Genomic DNA, 15868 nt, shown 5'->3' on the forward strand with positions numbered 1-15868 from the left:
ATGTCGACGTCAGCGATGCGGGCCGTCAGTAACGGAGTCGCGCAGGACAAGCTCGCCGGAGAAGGTTTGCTGGTATTTAAACTCACCGCCGTCGAGCATGAAAATCAGGCGGCTGATGGTCTCCTGGATCATTGCCGTCACCGGAATGCGCACGCTGGAGAGAGACGGCACGATGTAGGGCGCAATCGCCACGTCGTCAAAGCCGATGACGGACACCGCGTCCGGCATGGCGACGCCGCTCTCGTGCAGCTGCTTGATGGCACCGATCGCCATATCGTCATTGCTCGCCACCAGCGCGGTAAACGCTTCGCCACGGCTGAGCAGCTGTGTGACCGCCGCCGCGCCGCTGGCCGGGCTCCACTTCCCTTCGGCGATCAGCGCGTCGCGCACGGCAATGCCGTGCTGCGCCAGGGCGTCCCGGTAGCCGGAGAGACGCTCCACCCCGGTCGGTGAATCCAGCGAGCCGGTGATAAACGCAATGTCCCGGTGGCCTTTCGCGATCAGCTGCGAAACCGCGTCCTGACACGACGCTTTATGATCGGACCAGACGCTGTGGCTGCTGTTTTTCCGCAAACGGCGGTTGAGCACCACGATCGGCTGCTCGCATTTGTCGATAATCTCGTCCAGCTCTTCCACGCTCAGAAAACGCGGGTAGATGATCACCGCATCGCAGCGCATATCCAGCAGGTACTGGATCGCCTCGCGCTCTTCTTCGGCGCTGTGTTTACCATCCGCCAGGATCAGCTGACGGCCCTTCTCTTCCGTCATCCGCGCGGCGTTAAACAGCAGCTCGCTAAAGTAGACGCCGTGGTAAAGGGTATTCGTCACCACCAGCCCCAGTGTCTGGGTGCGTTTGGTCGCCAGGTTACGCGCCAGCAAATTGGGGCGATACCCGCTCTCTTCAATGGCCTGAAAAACCCGGTCTTTGGTCTCCTGGCTAACGTAGCCGTTTCCCGACAGCACCCGGGAAACCGTCGCTTTCGACACGCCCGCCCGCTTCGCCACTTCCAGCATCGTGGTCATCGTGTTATTCCCTTCAAAACCGATGAGCCGCAGTGTACTTCACCGCAGAAAAATTGTCGCAGCAGCGTTGTCACGCTTTTTACGGCCACGAGTGATCGTCATCACGAAACGAAAAAATGCATAAAAAGCGATCTTGTGCGTTCAAAAGAAACTCATGATGATTATGTGAAACCGGTTTCCTACATTTCACACAACGATAACAGGAACATTTCCGATGGCCAAAAACTACGCCGCGCTGGCAAACGACGTTGTCAGCGCGCTGGGCGGCAAAGACAACATCGTCGCCGTCACCCACTGCATGACGCGCCTGCGCTTCGTTCTGAAAGACGAAAACCTTACCGACGCCGCGCGCCTGAAAAGCATCAGCGGCGTGCTCGGCGTGGTGCGCAACGACAACCAGTGCCAGGTGATTATTGGCAATACCGTGTCCCAGGCGTACCGTGAAGTGGTGAACCTGCTGCCAGCCAACCTGAAACCTGCCGTACCGGAAGGTCCCCAGAAACTCACGCTGCGCCGGATTGGCGCGGGGATCCTCGACGCGCTGATCGGCACCATGTCGCCGCTGATCCCGGCGATCATCGGTGGCTCAATGGTCAAGCTGCTGGCGATGATCCTCGAAATGACCGGCGTGCTGGAAAAAGGCGCGCCGACGCTCACCATTCTGACGGTCATCGGCGACGGAGCCTTCTTCTTCCTGCCGCTGATGGTGGCGGCTTCCGCAGCGGTGAAGTTCAAAACCAACATGTCGCTGGCGATTGCCATTGCGGGCGTGCTGGTTCACCCGAGCTTTATCGAGCTGATGGCGAAAGCCGCGCAGGGCGAGCACGTTGAGTTCGCGCTGATCCCGGTGACGGCGGTGAAATACACCTACACGGTGATCCCGGCTCTGGTCATGACCTGGTGCCTGTCGTATATCGAACGCTGGGTGGATCGCATCACCCCGGCGGTGACGAAAAACTTCCTGAAGCCGATGCTGATCGTGCTGATTGCCGCCCCGCTCGCCATCGTGCTGATTGGCCCGCTGGGGATCTGGATCGGTAGCGCCATCTCGGCGCTGGTCTACACCATCCACGGCTATCTGGGCTGGCTGTCCGTTGCCATCATGGGCGCGCTGTGGCCACTGCTGGTGATGACCGGGATGCACCGCGTCTTTACGCCAACCATCATCCAGACCATTGCCGAAACGGGCAAAGAAGGGATGGTGATGCCGTCGGAAATCGGCGCTAACCTGTCGCTCGGTGGCTCGTCGCTGGCGGTGGCGTGGAAAACGAAAAACCCGGAGCTGCGCCAGACGGCGCTGGCGGCAGCGGCCTCCGCCATCATGGCGGGGATCTCTGAACCGGCCCTGTACGGCGTGGCGGTACGCCTGAAGCGCCCGCTGATTGCGAGCCTGATCAGCGGCTTTATCTGCGGCGCGGTCGCGGGCATGGCAGGCCTTGCTAGCCACTCAATGGCGGCGCCGGGGCTGTTCACCAGCGTGCAGTTCTTCGATCCGGCCAACCCGATGACTATCGTCTGGGTGTTTGGCGTGATGGGGCTGGCGGTCGTGCTGTCGTTTGTCCTGACCCTGCTGTTAGGGTTCGAGGATATTCCGGTTGAAGACGAAGCCGAAAAAGCACGCGCCCTGCAAACTGCACCGGTCCAGAACAAAGCAGCAGAAGCATAAACTGAAAGCGAGGTAAGAATGTCTGTTTTTCCACAAGGATTTTTATGGGGCGGCGCGCTTGCCGCCAACCAGAGTGAAGGTGCTTACCGTGAAGGCGGCAAAGGACTGACGACGGTCGATATGATCCCCCATGGCGCACACCGTCTGGCGGTAAAGGTCGGTAAGGAAAAACGGTTTTCGTTGCGTGACGACGAATTTTACCCGAGCCACGAGGCGATTGATTTTTACCATCGCTACAAAGAAGACATCGCCCTGATGGCGGAGATGGGCTTTACGGTGTTCCGCACCTCGATTGCCTGGAGCCGCCTCTATCCGAACGGCGACGAGCCGCTGCCAAATAAAGAGGGCATCGCCTTCTACCGCGCGGTGTTTGAGGAGTGCAAAAAGTACAACATCGAGCCGCTGGTGACCCTGTGCCATTTCGACGTGCCGATGCACCTGGTGACGGAGTACGGCTCCTGGCGCAACCGCAAAATGGTGGATTTCTTCGCCCGCTACGCCCGCACCTGCTTCGAGGCATTTAACGGGCTGGTGAAATACTGGCTGACCTTCAACGAAATCAACATCATGCTGCACAGCCCGTTCTCCGGCGCGGGGCTGGTGTTTGAGGAAGGTGAAAACGAGGATCAGGTGAAATACCAGGCCGCGCACCACGAGCTGGTGGCGAGCGCGCTGGCGACCAAAATCGCCCACGAGGTCAACCCGGAAAACCAGGTAGGCTGCATGCTGGCGGGCGGCAATTTTTACCCGTACTCCTGCAAGCCGGAAGACGTGTGGACGGCGCTGGAGAAAGATCGCGAGAACCTGTTCTTCATCGACGTGCAGGCGCGCGGCAGCTATCCGGCCTACTCTGCTCGCGTGTTCCGCGAAAAAGGCGTCGTGATTGTGAAAGATCCCGGTGACGACGAACTGCTGAAAAACACCGTCGATTTTGTCTCGTTCAGCTATTACGCCTCGCGCTGCGCGTCGGCGGACATGAACGCGGGCAACACCAGCGCGGCGAACATCGTGAAGTCTCTGCGTAACCCGCACGTTCAGGTAAGCGAGTGGGGCTGGGGTATTGACCCGCTCGGCCTGCGCATCACCATGAATATGATGTACGACCGCTACCAGAAGCCGCTGTTCCTGGTGGAAAACGGCCTCGGCGCGAAGGACGTCATTGATGAAAATGGCGAGATCCACGACGACTACCGCATCAGCTACCTGCGCGAGCATATCCGCGCGATGGGCGATGCAATTGCGGACGGCGTGCCGCTGATGGGCTACACCACCTGGGGCTGCATTGACCTGGTGTCTGCCTCAACGGGGGAGATGAGCAAGCGCTACGGGTTTGTGTACGTTGACCGCGATGACGCCGGCAACGGGACGCTGGAGAGAAAGCGCAAGAAATCGTTCTGGTGGTATAAGAAGGTGATTGCGAGTAACGGGGCGGATCTGGCGTAGCCTGTTGCCCGGTGGCGCTACGCTTACCGGGCCTACGGTTTTGTAGGCCCGGTAAGCGTAGCGCCACCCGGCACTGCTCAGAGCGGAGAAAACCCGCCGTCCCCAACCCACCCCGCCAGCCGCGAATACACCTCCTCCACCGCCGCCTTCACCGGCGGCGTCATCGGGTAATAAAACCCGACAATGTCCGGCTGGATCCCTAAAAACAACACCTCGCCCACGTCACCTTTAATCTGATCGACCAGGTAGTTCAGCGGCATATTGTGGGTGGTCATCATAAACATCTCGGCGATGTCGTCCGGGTCAATCAGGCGGATTTCGCCCGGGTTCAGCCCCATATCGGTGGCATCGACAATCAACAGCCTTTCCGGGTGCAGCTCGCGAATGGCCACCACGTCGTTTTCCGGCGCGCTGCCGCCGTCGATTACCACCCAGTCGCCCTGCGGTTTTGCACCACACATCTCCGCCAGCAGCGGGCCCGCGCCGTCGTCGCCCATCATGCTGTTGCCGACACAGAGTAAAACGTCAGTCACGTAATCTCCTCACCATCAGGTAGATGGCGCTCTCCTGATGAATATCGTGCAGCATGCCGAGCAGCGTTTTGCTCCACGCCTGCTGCGCCGGGGTTTGCCTGCCGAGCGCCGCGTCAAAGGCGTTGGCAAGCATCGTGATATGGTTGGCGTCGATAACGATTTCGCCGTACTTCGGTACGCCCTCCATCTTGCGCCGCGCCGGGCTGCCCTCCTCCAGCGTGGCGATCCACGCCAGATATTCCGGCCACGGGCAGCTGAGCGCCGCCTCAAGGCAGTCGATCACCCCGAGGTGGTGCCCAATCGCCAGGCTGTAATAGACCACCTGCTGCGCCGCATCCGGCGTGGCGTCGTTCTCATCAATAAACTTACGGCTCAGCTGGCTGAACACCACCGTTTCACTCATCGGATACGCGCCTCATCCACAATGCTGTTCAGGTTCGCTACGATCTCATTGAGACGCGGATCGTTTTCCGCCTCCAGCCAGCGCGCCACCTGATGGTCGCCCTGGCTCAGCAGGCGCAGGTAATCGTCGGCAATCTGACGCCCGTATCGGTAGCCCGCCAGCCTGCGCGCCGTGCGGTCCACCTTCACGCGCAGCGGCTGCACCATGTCCGGATGCAGAATGGCCGCAGGCTGGTTGTCGATCTCGCCAGGGGCGCGGGCGTGGATCTTCTGCTCCAGCAGGCCGAGCGCCATCGCAAAGCCGTACAGCGTGGCGGCAGGCGTCGGCGGGCAGCCTGGAATATAGACATCCACCGGCACGATTTTGTCGGTGCCGCCCCAGACGCAGTAAAGATCGTGGAAGATGCCGCCGCTGTTGCCGCAGGCGCCGTAGGAGATGCAGATTTTCGGGTCCGGCGCAGACTGCCAGGCGCGCAGCGCGGGCGATCGCATGGCGCGGGTCACCGCCCCGGTAAACAGCAGAATGTCCGCATGTCGCGGGGACGGCACCACTTTGATGCCGAAGCGCTCGGCGTCAAACAGCGGCGACAGGGTGGCGAAGATCTCGATCTCACAGCCGTTGCAGCCGCCGCAGTCCACGCGGTAAACGTAGGCCGAGCGTTTGATTTTTTTCAGCAGCGACGCCTTCATGCTGGCGATGGACTCCTCCACCGTCAGCGGCACCGGAATACCGTTATCGTCGCGCGGGCCGAGTAAGTTTTCCATCAGCTGGCCTCTCTCATATGGCGGGTTAAATCGATGCGGTCAGACGGCAGCAGGCACTTCTGACGCTTACACTCCGGGCAGGTTTCAAAGCTTTCACGATGCTGCTCCGCGCGGGCGTCGCCGTTGTGCTTCAGCAGCGCGATAGCGTAGTCGATCTCTTTTTGCACGGCGAACGGACGCTTGCAGACGCGGCAGGTGCACAGGGCAAAACGCGACTGCTGGAGAAAATCCTCTTTTTTCCACACCGCCAGCTCGTACTCCTGAGAAAGTCGGATGGCGACGGTCGGGCAGACCTCCTCGCAGCGGCCGCAGAAGATGCAGCGCCCGAGGTTAAACTGCCAGGCCAGCTCGCCGGTTTTGAGGTCCGTTTCCACCGTTAAGGCGTTCGACGGGCAGGCGTTGACGCAGGCCGCGCAGCCGATGCACTGCTGCGGGTTGTGCTCCGGCTTGCCGCGAAAGTTTTTATCCACCGGGATCGGCTCCAGCGGATAGCTGCTGGTCTGCGCGCCGGTTTTGATCGCTTTTTTGATAAAGGTAAACATGGCGAGTCCTTATTTCAGCGGCGAGTTCTTGCGCTCAATGCTGTAACGCTCAAGCTCTTTGTACGGCACCACCTGGCTTTTCTTCTTACGCACGTCCACCACCGTCATGCGGTCGGTGCAGGAGTAGCACGGATCGAGGCTGCCGATGATCAGCGGCGCGTCAGAGACCGTGTTGCCGCGCAGCATATAGCGCAGGGTAGGCCAGTTGGCGTAGGTCGCTGCACGACAGCGCCAGCGGTAGAGCTTCTGATTGTCGCCGGTCATGCTCCAGTGGATATCATCCCCGCGCGGCGCTTCGGCAAAGCCGAGGGCAAAGCGGTTTGGAATATAGGTGAAGCCTTCCACCATCAGCGGACCGCCCGGCAGGTTGTCCAGGCCGAAGTCGATCATGTTCAGGGCGGTGTAGACCTCGTTGATGCGCACCTTGAGGCGAGAAATCACGTCGCAGCCCTGTTCGCTGTGCACGGTCATCGGCAGCAGGCCGTAGCCGACGAACGGGTGATCGGCGCGGGTGTCGCGGGCGTGGCCGCTGGCGCGCACCATCGGGCCGACATTGCTGAAGTCGCGGGCAATTTCAGGATCAAGACGACCAATCCCGACGGTGCGCTGCTCGATGTTTGGCGTGCTGAGCAGCATGTCCACCAGTTCCTGCACGTCGCGACGCATCTGCTGCGCCAGCTGGCGGGTCTTGATCATGTCGTCTTTCAGCAGGTCGCGTCGGATCCCGCCGATCAGGTTCAGGCCGTAGGTTTTACGCGCCCCGGTGAGAATTTCCGCCATTTTCATCGACGCTTCTCGCACGCGGAAAAACTGCATAAACCCGGAGTCAAAGCCGACGAAGTGGCAGGCCAGGCCGAGGTTCAGCAGGTGCGAGTGAAGGCGCTCCACCTCCAGCAGAATGGCGCGGATCATCTGCGCGCGCTCCGGCACCACGATCCCCATGCCGTTCTCAACCGAGGTGGTGTAGGCGGTGCTGTGGGCGAAGCCGCAGATGCCGCACACGCGGTCTGAGAGGAACGTGACCTCGTTGTAGCCCATGCGGGTTTCCGCCAGCTTCTCCATGCCGCGGTGGACGTAGAACAGGCGGTAGTCGGCGTCGATGATGTTTTCGCCGTCAACGAACAGGCGGAAGTGGCCCGGTTCGTCGGAGGTGACGTGCAGCGGGCCGATCGGCACCACGTTGTTCTTCTTGCTGCCCAGCTCGTTGATGAACTCGTAGGTTTCGCTGTCGGTGGTCGGGGCCGGACGCTGGCGGTAATCCATGCTGTCCTTGCGCAGCGGATAGAGTTCATCCGGCCAGTCGTCCGGCAGCACCAGACGACGCTCGTCCGGCAGGCCGACCGGCACCAGGCCGTACATGTCGCGCACCTCGCGCTCACCCCAGACGGCGGCAGGAACGCGCGGCGTCACGGACGGGTATTCCGGCTTATTCGGGTCGACCTCGACGCGCACGGTGAGCCAGCACTTCTCGCCCTGCTCCATCGACATCACGTAATACACCGCATAGTTACCGCACAGCTGGCGCTCGTCGTTACCGAACAGCACCGACAGCCAGCCGCCCTGCTGGTAATAGAGAAACTCCACCACTTCCGGCAGGTAGTTCACCTTCACGGTAATGGTGATCTGATCTTTGGTTTGCCAGGACTCCTCCAGCACCACGCCGGGGAAAGCCTGATGCAACGCGGCGAGATACTGCTGACCTTTCTTTTCTTCAGACATAAATACTCTCTTTAATCACGCCACCAGCAAGGAGACGAACGCTAAAAATGCAAAACCAAAACCGGCCCAGGTGATGCGTGAGGTTGCCGCAAAACGCAGGCGCGCCATGCTGTTCTCAAACAGGGCGATGACCAGCACGCCGATAAGCAGCTTGAGCGCGGCCACCACCACGGCCAGCAGCAGGCCGCCCACAGAGAAGTGCGTCATCTGCCCCCACGGGAAGAAAACGCCCACGAACATCTGCAACACGACGAGCTGCTTAAGGCTGATGCCCCACTTCAGCACCGCAAAGCCGTAGCCGCTGTACTCGGTAAGCGGCCCTTCCTGTAGCTCCTGCTCCGCTTCCGCGAGATCGAACGGCAGCTTGCCCATCTCAATAAACGTGGCGAACGCGCAGGCGCAGAGTGCCAGCACGAGGGGGATGGAGCGGGCCACCGGCCAGTGGTACACGGTGTCGGTGATTAAGCTGATGTGGGTCGAACCTGCAACCTGCGCGGCCACCCACAGCCCCAGCAGCAGGATTGGCTCCACCAGTACCCCGAGCATCGCCTCGCGGCTGGCGCCGATCCCGGTAAACGGGCTGCCGGTGTCCAGGCCCGCAATCGCAAAGAAGAAGCGCGCGATAGCGAAGAGGTAGATAAGCGTGATCAGATCGCCGAGCACCGGCAGCGGCGAGCCTACCGTGATCACCGGCAGCGCGGTGGCGATGGTCAGCATCACGCCGACCATCACAAACGGCGTGAGGCGGAACACCCAGCCTGCGGCATCCGGCGCGACGCTCTGGCGGGAGAGCAGCTTGAAGAGATCGCGGTACTCCTGGAGCACGCCAGGCCCGCGACGGTTGTGCATTCGGGCGCGCGCCACGCGCGTGATGCCCGACAGCAGCGGCGCGGCGGCGAACAGCACCAGCGCCTGAAGAATTGCCAGTAACAGACTCATGTCAGGCTCCTCGTGAAATCACAATCACCACCAGCACCGCCAGCTCGATCAGCGCCAGTCGGCGGAACAGCACGGGCACGGCAGCGCTCTGCCAGCCCGGCACCCAGCCCTGCGGGTTAAGCCACTGGCGCAGCTTCAGCACGGCGGCGAAGTTCTCCTTCACCGGCATGGCAAAACCGTGGGCGGTGATAACCATCGATGGCTCGTGTTCGTAACCGCAGGCCCACGCCGCGCCGCGCGAGCGGGAGGCGAGACGGTCGCGTCTGAAGAACAGCATCAGCACGAACGGCAGCAGCGGTGCGGCAATCAGCAGCAGCGCCATCATCGGCTGGGAGACAACGGTATGCGCCGTCGCCAGCGGCAGCGGAACGGCGTGGCCCAGCAGCGGCAGCAGCCACGGCGCGGCAACCCCGCCCGCGATGCAGCACAGCGCCAGCGCGACCACGCTGGTGGCCATCAGTACCGGGGCGCAGCAGGCGTTTTCCGCTTCGCGGGTGCGCGGCGCGCCGAGGAAGGTGACGCCGTAGACCTTCGCCATGCACATCACCGCCAGCGCGCCGGTGATCGCCAGGCCCACCGCCAGCAGCGGGCCGAGTAAACGCCCGATAAACGCGTCGCTCTGGCCGAGCGCGAAGAAGGACTGGTAAATCACCCACTCTCCGGCAAAGCCGTTCAGCGGCGGCAGCGCGGCCATCGCCATCAGCCCCACCAGCATCGCCAGCGAAATGACGGGCATCTTTTTGCCTATGCCGCCGAGCTTTTCGATATCGCGGTGCCCGGTGCGGAACCAGACGCTGCCCGCGCCGAGGAACAGGGTGCTTTTAAACAGGCTATGGTTGACGAGGTGATACAGACCGCCGATAAACCCGGCGGCAATCAGCGCCGGCTGGTTGAGCGCCAGCCCGGTGACGCCCGCGCCCATGCCGAGCAGGATAATCCCGATGTTTTCCAGGGTGTGGTACGCCAGCAGGCGCTGGATGTTGTGCTCCATCAGGGCGTACAGCCCGCCGACAAAGGCGGTGATCATCCCCGCAATCAGCAGCGCCACGCCCCACCACAGCGGCGGCTGACCGCCCGTCAGGGTTATCATAAGAACGCCGAACAGACCGACCTTCATTACCACCGTCGAAAACAGCGCGGCGGCAGGCGCAGAGGTGTTCGCATGCGCCTGCGGAACCCAGCCGTGCAGCGGGATAATCCCGGCCAGCAGGCCAAAGCCGACGACGCCCAATAGCCAGACGTCGTTGCCCAGCGTCTGGCCGTTAAGCGCGGCAAAGTCCAGGGTGCCGAAACGCTGCCACACCAGCCAGCAGGCCAGCGCCAGCAGCAGCGTGCCGAGGCGTCCGAGCGCAAACCACAGCTTGCCGGAGGCGCTGCATCCGGTCAGGAACACGCCGCACAGCGCCATGATTTCGGCCATCACCACAAGCGAGCCAAGGTTGCTGGCGATAACCGTGCAGACCGCGGCGGCCATCAGCAGGTTAACCAGCAGGCCGTTCGCTTTGGTCTGCTGATGGCGGTGCCAGTCGATATTAAACAGGCTGATAAACAGCCCGCATAGTCCAAAGGTCACCAGCCAGATGGCGTTCAGCGGCGTGAGTTCAACGGCGTGGTGAATCAGCGGAAGGGTTGTGTTGACGGGTTGGCCGTCGATCAGGACAACGCCGCCCGCCGCCAGCGTCATCAGGCTGCCGATCGCCCCGCCGATGCCGGCGATCCAGCCGCTCAGCGTTTTATGGAAGGAGACGATCGGCGCCAGGACAGCGGCGGCGGCAAACCAGGCCACGCCGCTGGTCATCATTACTATCGCGTTCATTTCGCCCCCTCGTTTAGCGCCCGCAGCAGCGAAAGATCGCCGACGTCGGTATTAATGGTCAGCTCGCGCTTACGCTTGCTGGTGCGGGCAATATCGCGAATGTTAACCAGGACCAGCGCCCGTGTCGGGCAGGTCCGCACGCAGGCCGGGCCCTGCTCATCAAAGCTACACAGGTCGCACTTCACCGCGACGGCGCGCACGCCCGGCACCCAGTCCAGCAGCGTGCTCACGCGTGCCGGAGCCGGTGGCGCAGGCGGCGCTTTAGGGGTGTTGGCATTCGCCGGAATATGCAGCGGACGGCTGCCGGAAAATTCAATGGCACCGAACGGACAGGCGATGGCGCACAGCTTGCAGCTCACGCACAGGCTTTCGTTCAGCTGCACTGCGCCATCGACGCGGGTGATGGCGTTGACGGGACAGACGCCCGCGCACGGGGCATCTTCACAGTGGTGACAGAGCTGCGGGGCAGACTCTTTCTCATTACGCATGACGCGCAGGCGCGGCATGGACTGGAGCCCGTGCAGGCGGTGCGTTTCCGAGCACGCCGCCTCACAGGTCCGACAGCCAATACAGACCGTCGAGTCAGCAATTACAAAACGGTTCACCGGGCAATCCTCTGGTGATGGTCATTTTTGACGAAAAAAACTGTCTTATCGACACTTCTCGACACGCGTTTTTCAGGCCACGTTCGCTGAGGATTTTCCGTCGATCAGCTGTTTCAGGTTGATCGGCCGATCATGCTCAACGGCGGCGTAGAGGCCGTTGTAAACCGGCGCGATTTTCTCCAGATAGTGCTCCAGCACCTGCTGGCGATCGCGGTTGCTGACGTGACCGTCCACCATGCCGTCGGCCATCAGCTGCGCCCGGGCGATGCAGTGCCTGTCGCCCTCTTTCGTCTCGACGTAGTACTCAATCGTGTGGCTGTTGAAGGTCTCCGCCAGGGTGACGTAAATCGTAAAGTGACCGAACAGCACAAAGCGCATGTCCCCCTGCGCTGCACAGCTCATGGCGTGATGCAGGTGGGCCTTCGACAGCGTAATCCCCTGGATCAGTGAATTGCAGTACAGGTGCCATTGCTCCTGGAGCTGCTGATGACGTTGCGCGATGTAATCCGCTTTTTCGCTAATTTCCCAAATAGTCATAAAAGGTATCCGGTTAATGGAGTTAGCGGCTGTTAAGCAGATTTCGTGCCACTTTTTAATTGATTGATTTAAATGGATTTTACAGGAAAACATACTGTCATCGCCGCGGTGTCGACGTGTCATTTCGACAGCGTTGACATCGTCACGCCGTAGCCAAAACCAAGCTGGCACCGTTATTGCATTGAAGGGGCAATTCATTAAGGAGGCGTCATGCACGAAATCACCCTCTGCCAGCGGGCCCTGGAACTTATCGAACAGCAGGCTGTGCAGAACCACGCAAAACGCGTGACCGGCGTCTGGCTGAAGGTCGGCGCCTTTTCCTGCGTCGAGACCAGCGCCCTCACCTTCTGTTTTGAACTGGTGTGCCGCGGCACGCTGGCGGAAGGCTGCGCGCTGCATATCGAGGAGCAGCAGGCAGAGTGCTGGTGCGAGCCGTGTCAGCAGTACGTCACGCTGCTTTCATCGAAGGTGCAGCGTTGTCCGCAGTGCCAGAGCAGCGGGCTGCGCATCGTGGCGGATGACGGCATGCAGATCCAGCGCCTCGAAATCGAGAAGGAGTAAGTTATGTGTAGTATCTGCGGTTGCGCCGAAGGCAACCTGTATATAGAAGGGGATGAACACCGTCCTCACTCCGCGTTTCGCTCCGCGCCCTTTTCCCCTGCCCCGCGTCCCGCGGCGGCACTGACCGGCATCACCTTTGCGCCGCAGCGTTCCGACGCGGGCGACCTGCATTACGGCCACGGCGAAGCGGGTACCCACGCGCCGGGCATGAGTCAGCGCCAGATGCTGGAGGTGGAGATCGACGTGCTGGACAAAAATAACCAGCTCGCTGCCCGCAACCGCGCCCGCTTTGCGGCCCGTCAACAGCTGGTGCTCAACCTGGTCTCCAGCCCCGGCTCCGGTAAAACCACCCTGCTGACTGAAACCCTCAAACGGCTGAACCAACGCATCTCCTGCGCGGTGATCGAAGGCGATCAGCAAACCGTTAACGACGCGGCGCGCATCCGCGAAACCGGCACGCCCGCCATTCAGGTTAACACCGGCAAGGGCTGCCACCTGGATGCGCAGATGATTGCCGACGCCGCCCCGCGCCTGCCGCTGGAAGCGCACGGCATTCTGTTTATCGAAAACGTCGGCAACCTGGTGTGCCCGGCAAGCTTCGACCTTGGCGAACGGCATAAAGTGGCGGTGCTCTCCGTTACGGAAGGAGAGGACAAGCCGCTGAAGTATCCGCATATGTTTGCTGCCGCCTCCCTCATGCTGCTGAACAAAGTCGACCTGCTGCCGTACCTCAACTTCGACGTGGATAAGTGCGTGGCTTACGCCCGGGAAGTGAACCCGGTCATTGAGATCCTGCTGGTTTCCGCCACGCGCGGTGACGGGATGGACGCCTGGCTGAACTGGCTGGAGAGCGAACGATGTGCATAGGCGTTCCCGGACAAATTCATTCCATCGACGGCAATCAGGCCAGGGTGGAGGTCTGCGGCATCCTGCGCGATGTCGACCTGACGCTAGTGGGCAGCCACGACGAAACCGGCGCATCGCGTCTCGGCCAGTGGGTGCTGGTCCACGTGGGGTTTGCCATGAGCGTGATTAATGAGGAGGAAGCCCGCGACACGCTGGACGCGCTACAGAATATGTTCGACGTTGAGCCGGACGTGGGGCGCCCTGCTGTATGGGGAGGAACGCTAACACATGCGTTACGTTGATGAATATCGCGCACCTGAGCGGGTGTTGCAGCTTATCGATCGCCTGAAATCTCGCGCGTCGCTGCTGGAGTACACGGCAGACCGGCCGCTGCGGATCATGGAGGTCTGCGGCGGCCACACCCACGCCATCTTCAAATTTGGTCTCGACCAGCTGCTGCCGGAGAACATCGAGTTTATCCACGGCCCCGGCTGTCCGGTGTGCGTGCTGCCGATGGGGCGCATCGACAGCTGTCTCGACATCGCCAGCCGGCCCGGCGTGATTTTTTGCACCTTTGGCGACGCGATGCGCGTGCCGGGGAAAAATGGCTCGCTGCTCCAGGCGAAGGCGCGGGGCGCGGACGTGCGGATTGTCTACTCCCCGATGGATGCCCTGACGCTGGCAGAGGCTAATCCTGACCGCAAGGTCGTCTTTTTCGGGCTGGGTTTTGAAACCACCATGCCCGCCACCGCCATCACCCTCCAGCAGGCGAAAGCCCGCAACGTCACTAACTTTTTCTTTTTCTGCCAGCACATCACGCTGATCCCCACGCTGCGCAGCCTGCTTGACGCGCCAGATAACGGCATCGACGCGTTTCTGGCGCCGGGCCACGTCAGCATGATCATCGGCACAGACGCCTACGGTTTTATTGCTGAACAGTACAATCGTCCGTTAGTGGTGGCTGGATTCGAGCCACTTGATCTACTGCAAGGCGTGACCATGCTGGTTGAGCAGAAAATAGCGGCCCTGAGTGCGGTGGAGAATCAGTATCGCCGCGTGGTGCCCGATGCCGGAAATAGACGGGCACAGCAGGCGATAGCCGACGTGTTTAGCGTGGAAGGCGACGGCGAATGGCGCGGGCTGGGGCTGATTGCGGAATCCGGTGTGCACCTGACGCCTGCGTATCGCGCCTTCGACGCCGAAGCGCATTTCCGCCCGCAGCCGCAGCAGGCGTGCGACGATCCCCGCGCCCGCTGTGGCGACGTGCTCACCGGCAAATGTAAACCTCATCACTGCCCGTTATTTGGCAACGCCTGTAACCCGCAAACCGCGTTTGGCGCGCTGATGGTCTCCTCCGAAGGGGCATGCGCCGCGTGGTATCACTATCGCAACCAGGAGTGTGAAGCATGAACACGGTGGAAATGGCGCACGGAAGCGGTGGACAGGCGATGCAGCAGCTGATTAACCGGCTGTTCATGGAAGCCTTTAATAATCCCTGGCTCGCCGAGCAGGAGGATCAGGCGCGCATCGCGCTCTCAACCCTCACCGCACACGGTGACCGGCTGGCGTTCTCTACCGACAGCTACGTGATTGACCCGCTGTTCTTCCCGGGCGGCGATATCGGCAAGCTCGCCGTCTGCGGCACGGCAAACGACGTGGCCGTCAGCGGCGCCATTCCTCGCTACCTCTCGTGCGGGTTTATCCTCGAAGAAGGATTACCGATGGAGACGCTCGCGGCAGTGGTCAACAGCATGGCGCACACCGCCCGCGAGGCGGGGATCGCTATCGTGACCGGGGATACCAAGGTGGTACAGCGCGGCGCGGCGGATAAGCTCTTCATCAACACTGCCGGCATGGGCGCTATCCCTGCCGACATTCACTGGGGCGCGCAGCGGCTTTCCGTGGGCGACGTGCTGATCGTCAGCGGAACGCTGGGCTGCCACGGGGCAACCATCCTGAACCTGCGCGAAGGCCTGGGGCTGGACGGCGATCTGCGCAGTGACTGCGCGGTCCTCACGCCGCTGATCCAGACGCTGCGAACGGTGCCCGGCGTAAAAGCGCTGCGCGACGCCACCCGAGGCGGTGTCAATGCCGTGGTGCATGAGTTTGCCGCCAGCAGTGGCTGTGGTGTTGAGCTTAACGAGCGCAGCCTGCCCGTCAGGCCTGCCGTTCGCGGCCTGTGCGAACTGCTGGGACTTGACCCGCTTAACTTTGCCAACGAGGGTAAGCTGGTGATTGGCGTGGAACGCCAGTCTGCCGGGGCGGTGCTGGAGCAGCTACGTGCCCATCCTTCAGGGAAAGAGGCCGCCATTATAGGTGAAGTGGTTGAGCGCAAAGGGGTGCGCCTGACCGGGCTATACGGCGTGAAGCGCACGCTGGATCTGCCGCACGCTGAACCGTTACCCCGAATTTGCTAGACCGCGCCAAAAGCGGTCAGCGCTGACGTTTTTTTTGCCAGTTTCTATTGGAAA

Annotated in this window: 16 protein-coding genes and 1 pseudogene; 7 read left to right on the forward strand and 10 right to left on the reverse strand. The window is 61.5% G+C overall.

The features are described from left to right. Positions 1-9: 9 nt before the first annotated feature. A complete protein-coding gene (locus DBR02_RS04885) occupies positions 10-1023 on the reverse strand; it encodes a LacI family DNA-binding transcriptional regulator (RefSeq protein WP_107533596.1) in 1014 nt (337 codons plus the stop codon). A 214-nt stretch (positions 1024-1237) separates the two neighbouring features. On the opposite strand from DBR02_RS04885, the gene ascF reads away from it, so the two are divergent. Together ascF and DBR02_RS04895 are read left to right on the forward strand one after the other, a co-directional pair. Continuing rightward, positions 1238-2689, forward strand: coding sequence for a PTS cellobiose/arbutin/salicin transporter subunit IIBC (gene ascF / locus DBR02_RS04890; protein WP_107533597.1), 1452 nt, complete (start codon positions 1238-1240; stop codon positions 2687-2689). 18 nt (positions 2690-2707) lie between these two features. Next, a complete protein-coding gene (locus DBR02_RS04895; protein ID WP_107533598.1) occupies positions 2708-4132 on the forward strand; it encodes a 6-phospho-beta-glucosidase in 1425 nt (474 codons plus the stop codon). A gap of 77 nt (positions 4133-4209) precedes the next feature. Here DBR02_RS04895 and hycI read toward each other — a convergent pair whose 3' ends face one another. From hycI to hycA, 9 genes are all read right to left on the reverse strand, one after another. Next, positions 4210-4665, reverse strand: a complete 456-nt coding sequence (hycI, locus tag DBR02_RS04900) for a hydrogenase maturation peptidase HycI (protein ID WP_107533599.1) — start codon at positions 4663-4665, stop codon at positions 4210-4212. Next, on the reverse strand, positions 4658-5068 hold the full coding sequence (locus tag DBR02_RS04905) for a formate hydrogenlyase maturation HycH family protein (protein WP_063869405.1): 411 nt from the start codon (positions 5066-5068) through the stop codon (positions 4658-4660). The genes hycI and DBR02_RS04905 overlap by 8 nt, the downstream gene beginning before the upstream one ends. Continuing rightward, positions 5065-5832: an NADH-quinone oxidoreductase subunit B family protein gene (locus DBR02_RS04910; RefSeq protein WP_028014210.1), complete on the reverse strand. Its 768-nt coding sequence runs from the start codon at positions 5830-5832 to the stop codon at positions 5065-5067. The genes DBR02_RS04905 and DBR02_RS04910 overlap by 4 nt, the downstream gene beginning before the upstream one ends. Then, the gene (locus DBR02_RS04915; protein ID WP_063451859.1) at positions 5832-6374 is read right to left on the reverse strand and encodes a formate hydrogenlyase complex iron-sulfur subunit; all 543 of its coding nucleotides are present in this window, start codon (positions 6372-6374) and stop codon (positions 5832-5834) included. Before DBR02_RS04915 ends, DBR02_RS04910 begins: the two co-directional genes overlap by 1 nt. A 9-nt stretch (positions 6375-6383) precedes the next feature. Next, positions 6384-8093, reverse strand: a complete 1710-nt coding sequence (hycE, locus tag DBR02_RS04920) for a formate hydrogenlyase subunit HycE (RefSeq protein ID WP_041908476.1) — start codon at positions 8091-8093, stop codon at positions 6384-6386. A 15-nt stretch (positions 8094-8108) separates the two neighbouring features. Then, positions 8109-9032, reverse strand: coding sequence for a respiratory chain complex I subunit 1 family protein (locus tag DBR02_RS04925; protein ID WP_063869403.1), 924 nt, complete (start codon positions 9030-9032; stop codon positions 8109-8111). 1 nt (position 9033) lies between these two features. Continuing rightward, the gene (gene hycC, locus DBR02_RS04930; protein WP_107533600.1) at positions 9034-10848 is read right to left on the reverse strand and encodes a formate hydrogenlyase subunit 3; all 1815 of its coding nucleotides are present in this window, start codon (positions 10846-10848) and stop codon (positions 9034-9036) included. Next, a complete protein-coding gene (locus DBR02_RS04935) occupies positions 10845-11453 on the reverse strand; it encodes a 4Fe-4S dicluster domain-containing protein (RefSeq protein WP_063451863.1) in 609 nt (202 codons plus the stop codon). Before DBR02_RS04935 ends, hycC begins: the two co-directional genes overlap by 4 nt. A gap of 72 nt (positions 11454-11525) precedes the next feature. Next, positions 11526-11990 (reverse strand): formate hydrogenlyase regulator HycA, encoded by a 465-nt coding sequence (hycA, locus tag DBR02_RS04940; protein ID WP_063451864.1) that lies wholly within the window; start codon positions 11988-11990, stop codon positions 11526-11528. A gap of 210 nt (positions 11991-12200) precedes the next feature. Between hycA and hypA the strand changes: the two genes are divergently transcribed. The 5 genes and pseudogenes from hypA (at position 12201) to hypE (ending at position 15814) form a co-directional block, all read left to right on the forward strand. Beyond that, positions 12201-12551 (forward strand): hydrogenase maturation nickel metallochaperone HypA, encoded by a 351-nt coding sequence (gene hypA, locus DBR02_RS04950; protein WP_063869397.1) that lies wholly within the window; start codon positions 12201-12203, stop codon positions 12549-12551. Between the two features lie 3 nt (positions 12552-12554). Continuing rightward, a complete protein-coding gene (gene hypB / locus DBR02_RS04955; RefSeq protein ID WP_107533601.1) occupies positions 12555-13418 on the forward strand; it encodes a hydrogenase nickel incorporation protein HypB in 864 nt (287 codons plus the stop codon). Continuing rightward, a pseudogene (locus DBR02_RS04960) lies at positions 13409-13682 on the forward strand (HypC/HybG/HupF family hydrogenase formation chaperone). The gene hypB and the pseudogene DBR02_RS04960 overlap by 10 nt, the downstream one beginning before the upstream one ends. Positions 13683-13685: 3 nt before the next feature. Continuing rightward, a complete protein-coding gene (hypD, locus tag DBR02_RS04965; protein WP_107533602.1) occupies positions 13686-14807 on the forward strand; it encodes a hydrogenase formation protein HypD in 1122 nt (373 codons plus the stop codon). Next, complete coding sequence (gene hypE / locus DBR02_RS04970; protein WP_063869390.1) at positions 14804-15814, forward strand: hydrogenase expression/formation protein HypE; 1011 nt, start codon at positions 14804-14806, stop codon at positions 15812-15814. The genes hypD and hypE overlap by 4 nt, the downstream gene beginning before the upstream one ends. The last annotated feature ends 54 nt before the right edge of the window (positions 15815-15868 follow it).

The sequence above is a fragment of the Enterobacter cloacae complex sp. genome (assembly GCF_900322725.1).
GTDB classification, from domain to species: Bacteria; Pseudomonadota; Gammaproteobacteria; order Enterobacterales; family Enterobacteriaceae; genus Enterobacter; species Enterobacter quasihormaechei.

Coding starts and splice junctions, on each gene's coding strand:
- DBR02_RS04895 (WP_107533598.1), top strand. CDS start 2,708: ATGTCTGTTTTTCCACAAGGATTTTTATGGGGCGGCGCGCTTGCCGCC.
- hycE (WP_041908476.1), bottom strand. CDS start 8,093: ATGTCTGAAGAAAAGAAAGGTCAGCAGTATCTCGCCGCGTTGCATCAG.
- hycC (WP_107533600.1), bottom strand. CDS start 10,848: ATGAACGCGATAGTAATGATGACCAGCGGCGTGGCCTGGTTTGCCGCC.
- ascF (WP_107533597.1), top strand. CDS start 1,238: ATGGCCAAAAACTACGCCGCGCTGGCAAACGACGTTGTCAGCGCGCTG.
- DBR02_RS04885 (WP_107533596.1), bottom strand. CDS start 1,023: ATGACCACGATGCTGGAAGTGGCGAAGCGGGCGGGCGTGTCGAAAGCG.
- hypB (WP_107533601.1), top strand. CDS start 12,555: ATGTGTAGTATCTGCGGTTGCGCCGAAGGCAACCTGTATATAGAAGGG.
- hypD (WP_107533602.1), top strand. CDS start 13,686: ATGCGTTACGTTGATGAATATCGCGCACCTGAGCGGGTGTTGCAGCTT.
- hycA (WP_063451864.1), bottom strand. CDS start 11,990: ATGACTATTTGGGAAATTAGCGAAAAAGCGGATTACATCGCGCAACGT.
- DBR02_RS04915 (WP_063451859.1), bottom strand. CDS start 6,374: ATGTTTACCTTTATCAAAAAAGCGATCAAAACCGGCGCGCAGACCAGC.
- DBR02_RS04925 (WP_063869403.1), bottom strand. CDS start 9,032: ATGAGTCTGTTACTGGCAATTCTTCAGGCGCTGGTGCTGTTCGCCGCC.
- hypA (WP_063869397.1), top strand. CDS start 12,201: ATGCACGAAATCACCCTCTGCCAGCGGGCCCTGGAACTTATCGAACAG.
- hypE (WP_063869390.1), top strand. CDS start 14,804: ATGAACACGGTGGAAATGGCGCACGGAAGCGGTGGACAGGCGATGCAG.
- DBR02_RS04905 (WP_063869405.1), bottom strand. CDS start 5,068: ATGAGTGAAACGGTGGTGTTCAGCCAGCTGAGCCGTAAGTTTATTGAT.
- DBR02_RS04910 (WP_028014210.1), bottom strand. CDS start 5,832: ATGGAAAACTTACTCGGCCCGCGCGACGATAACGGTATTCCGGTGCCG.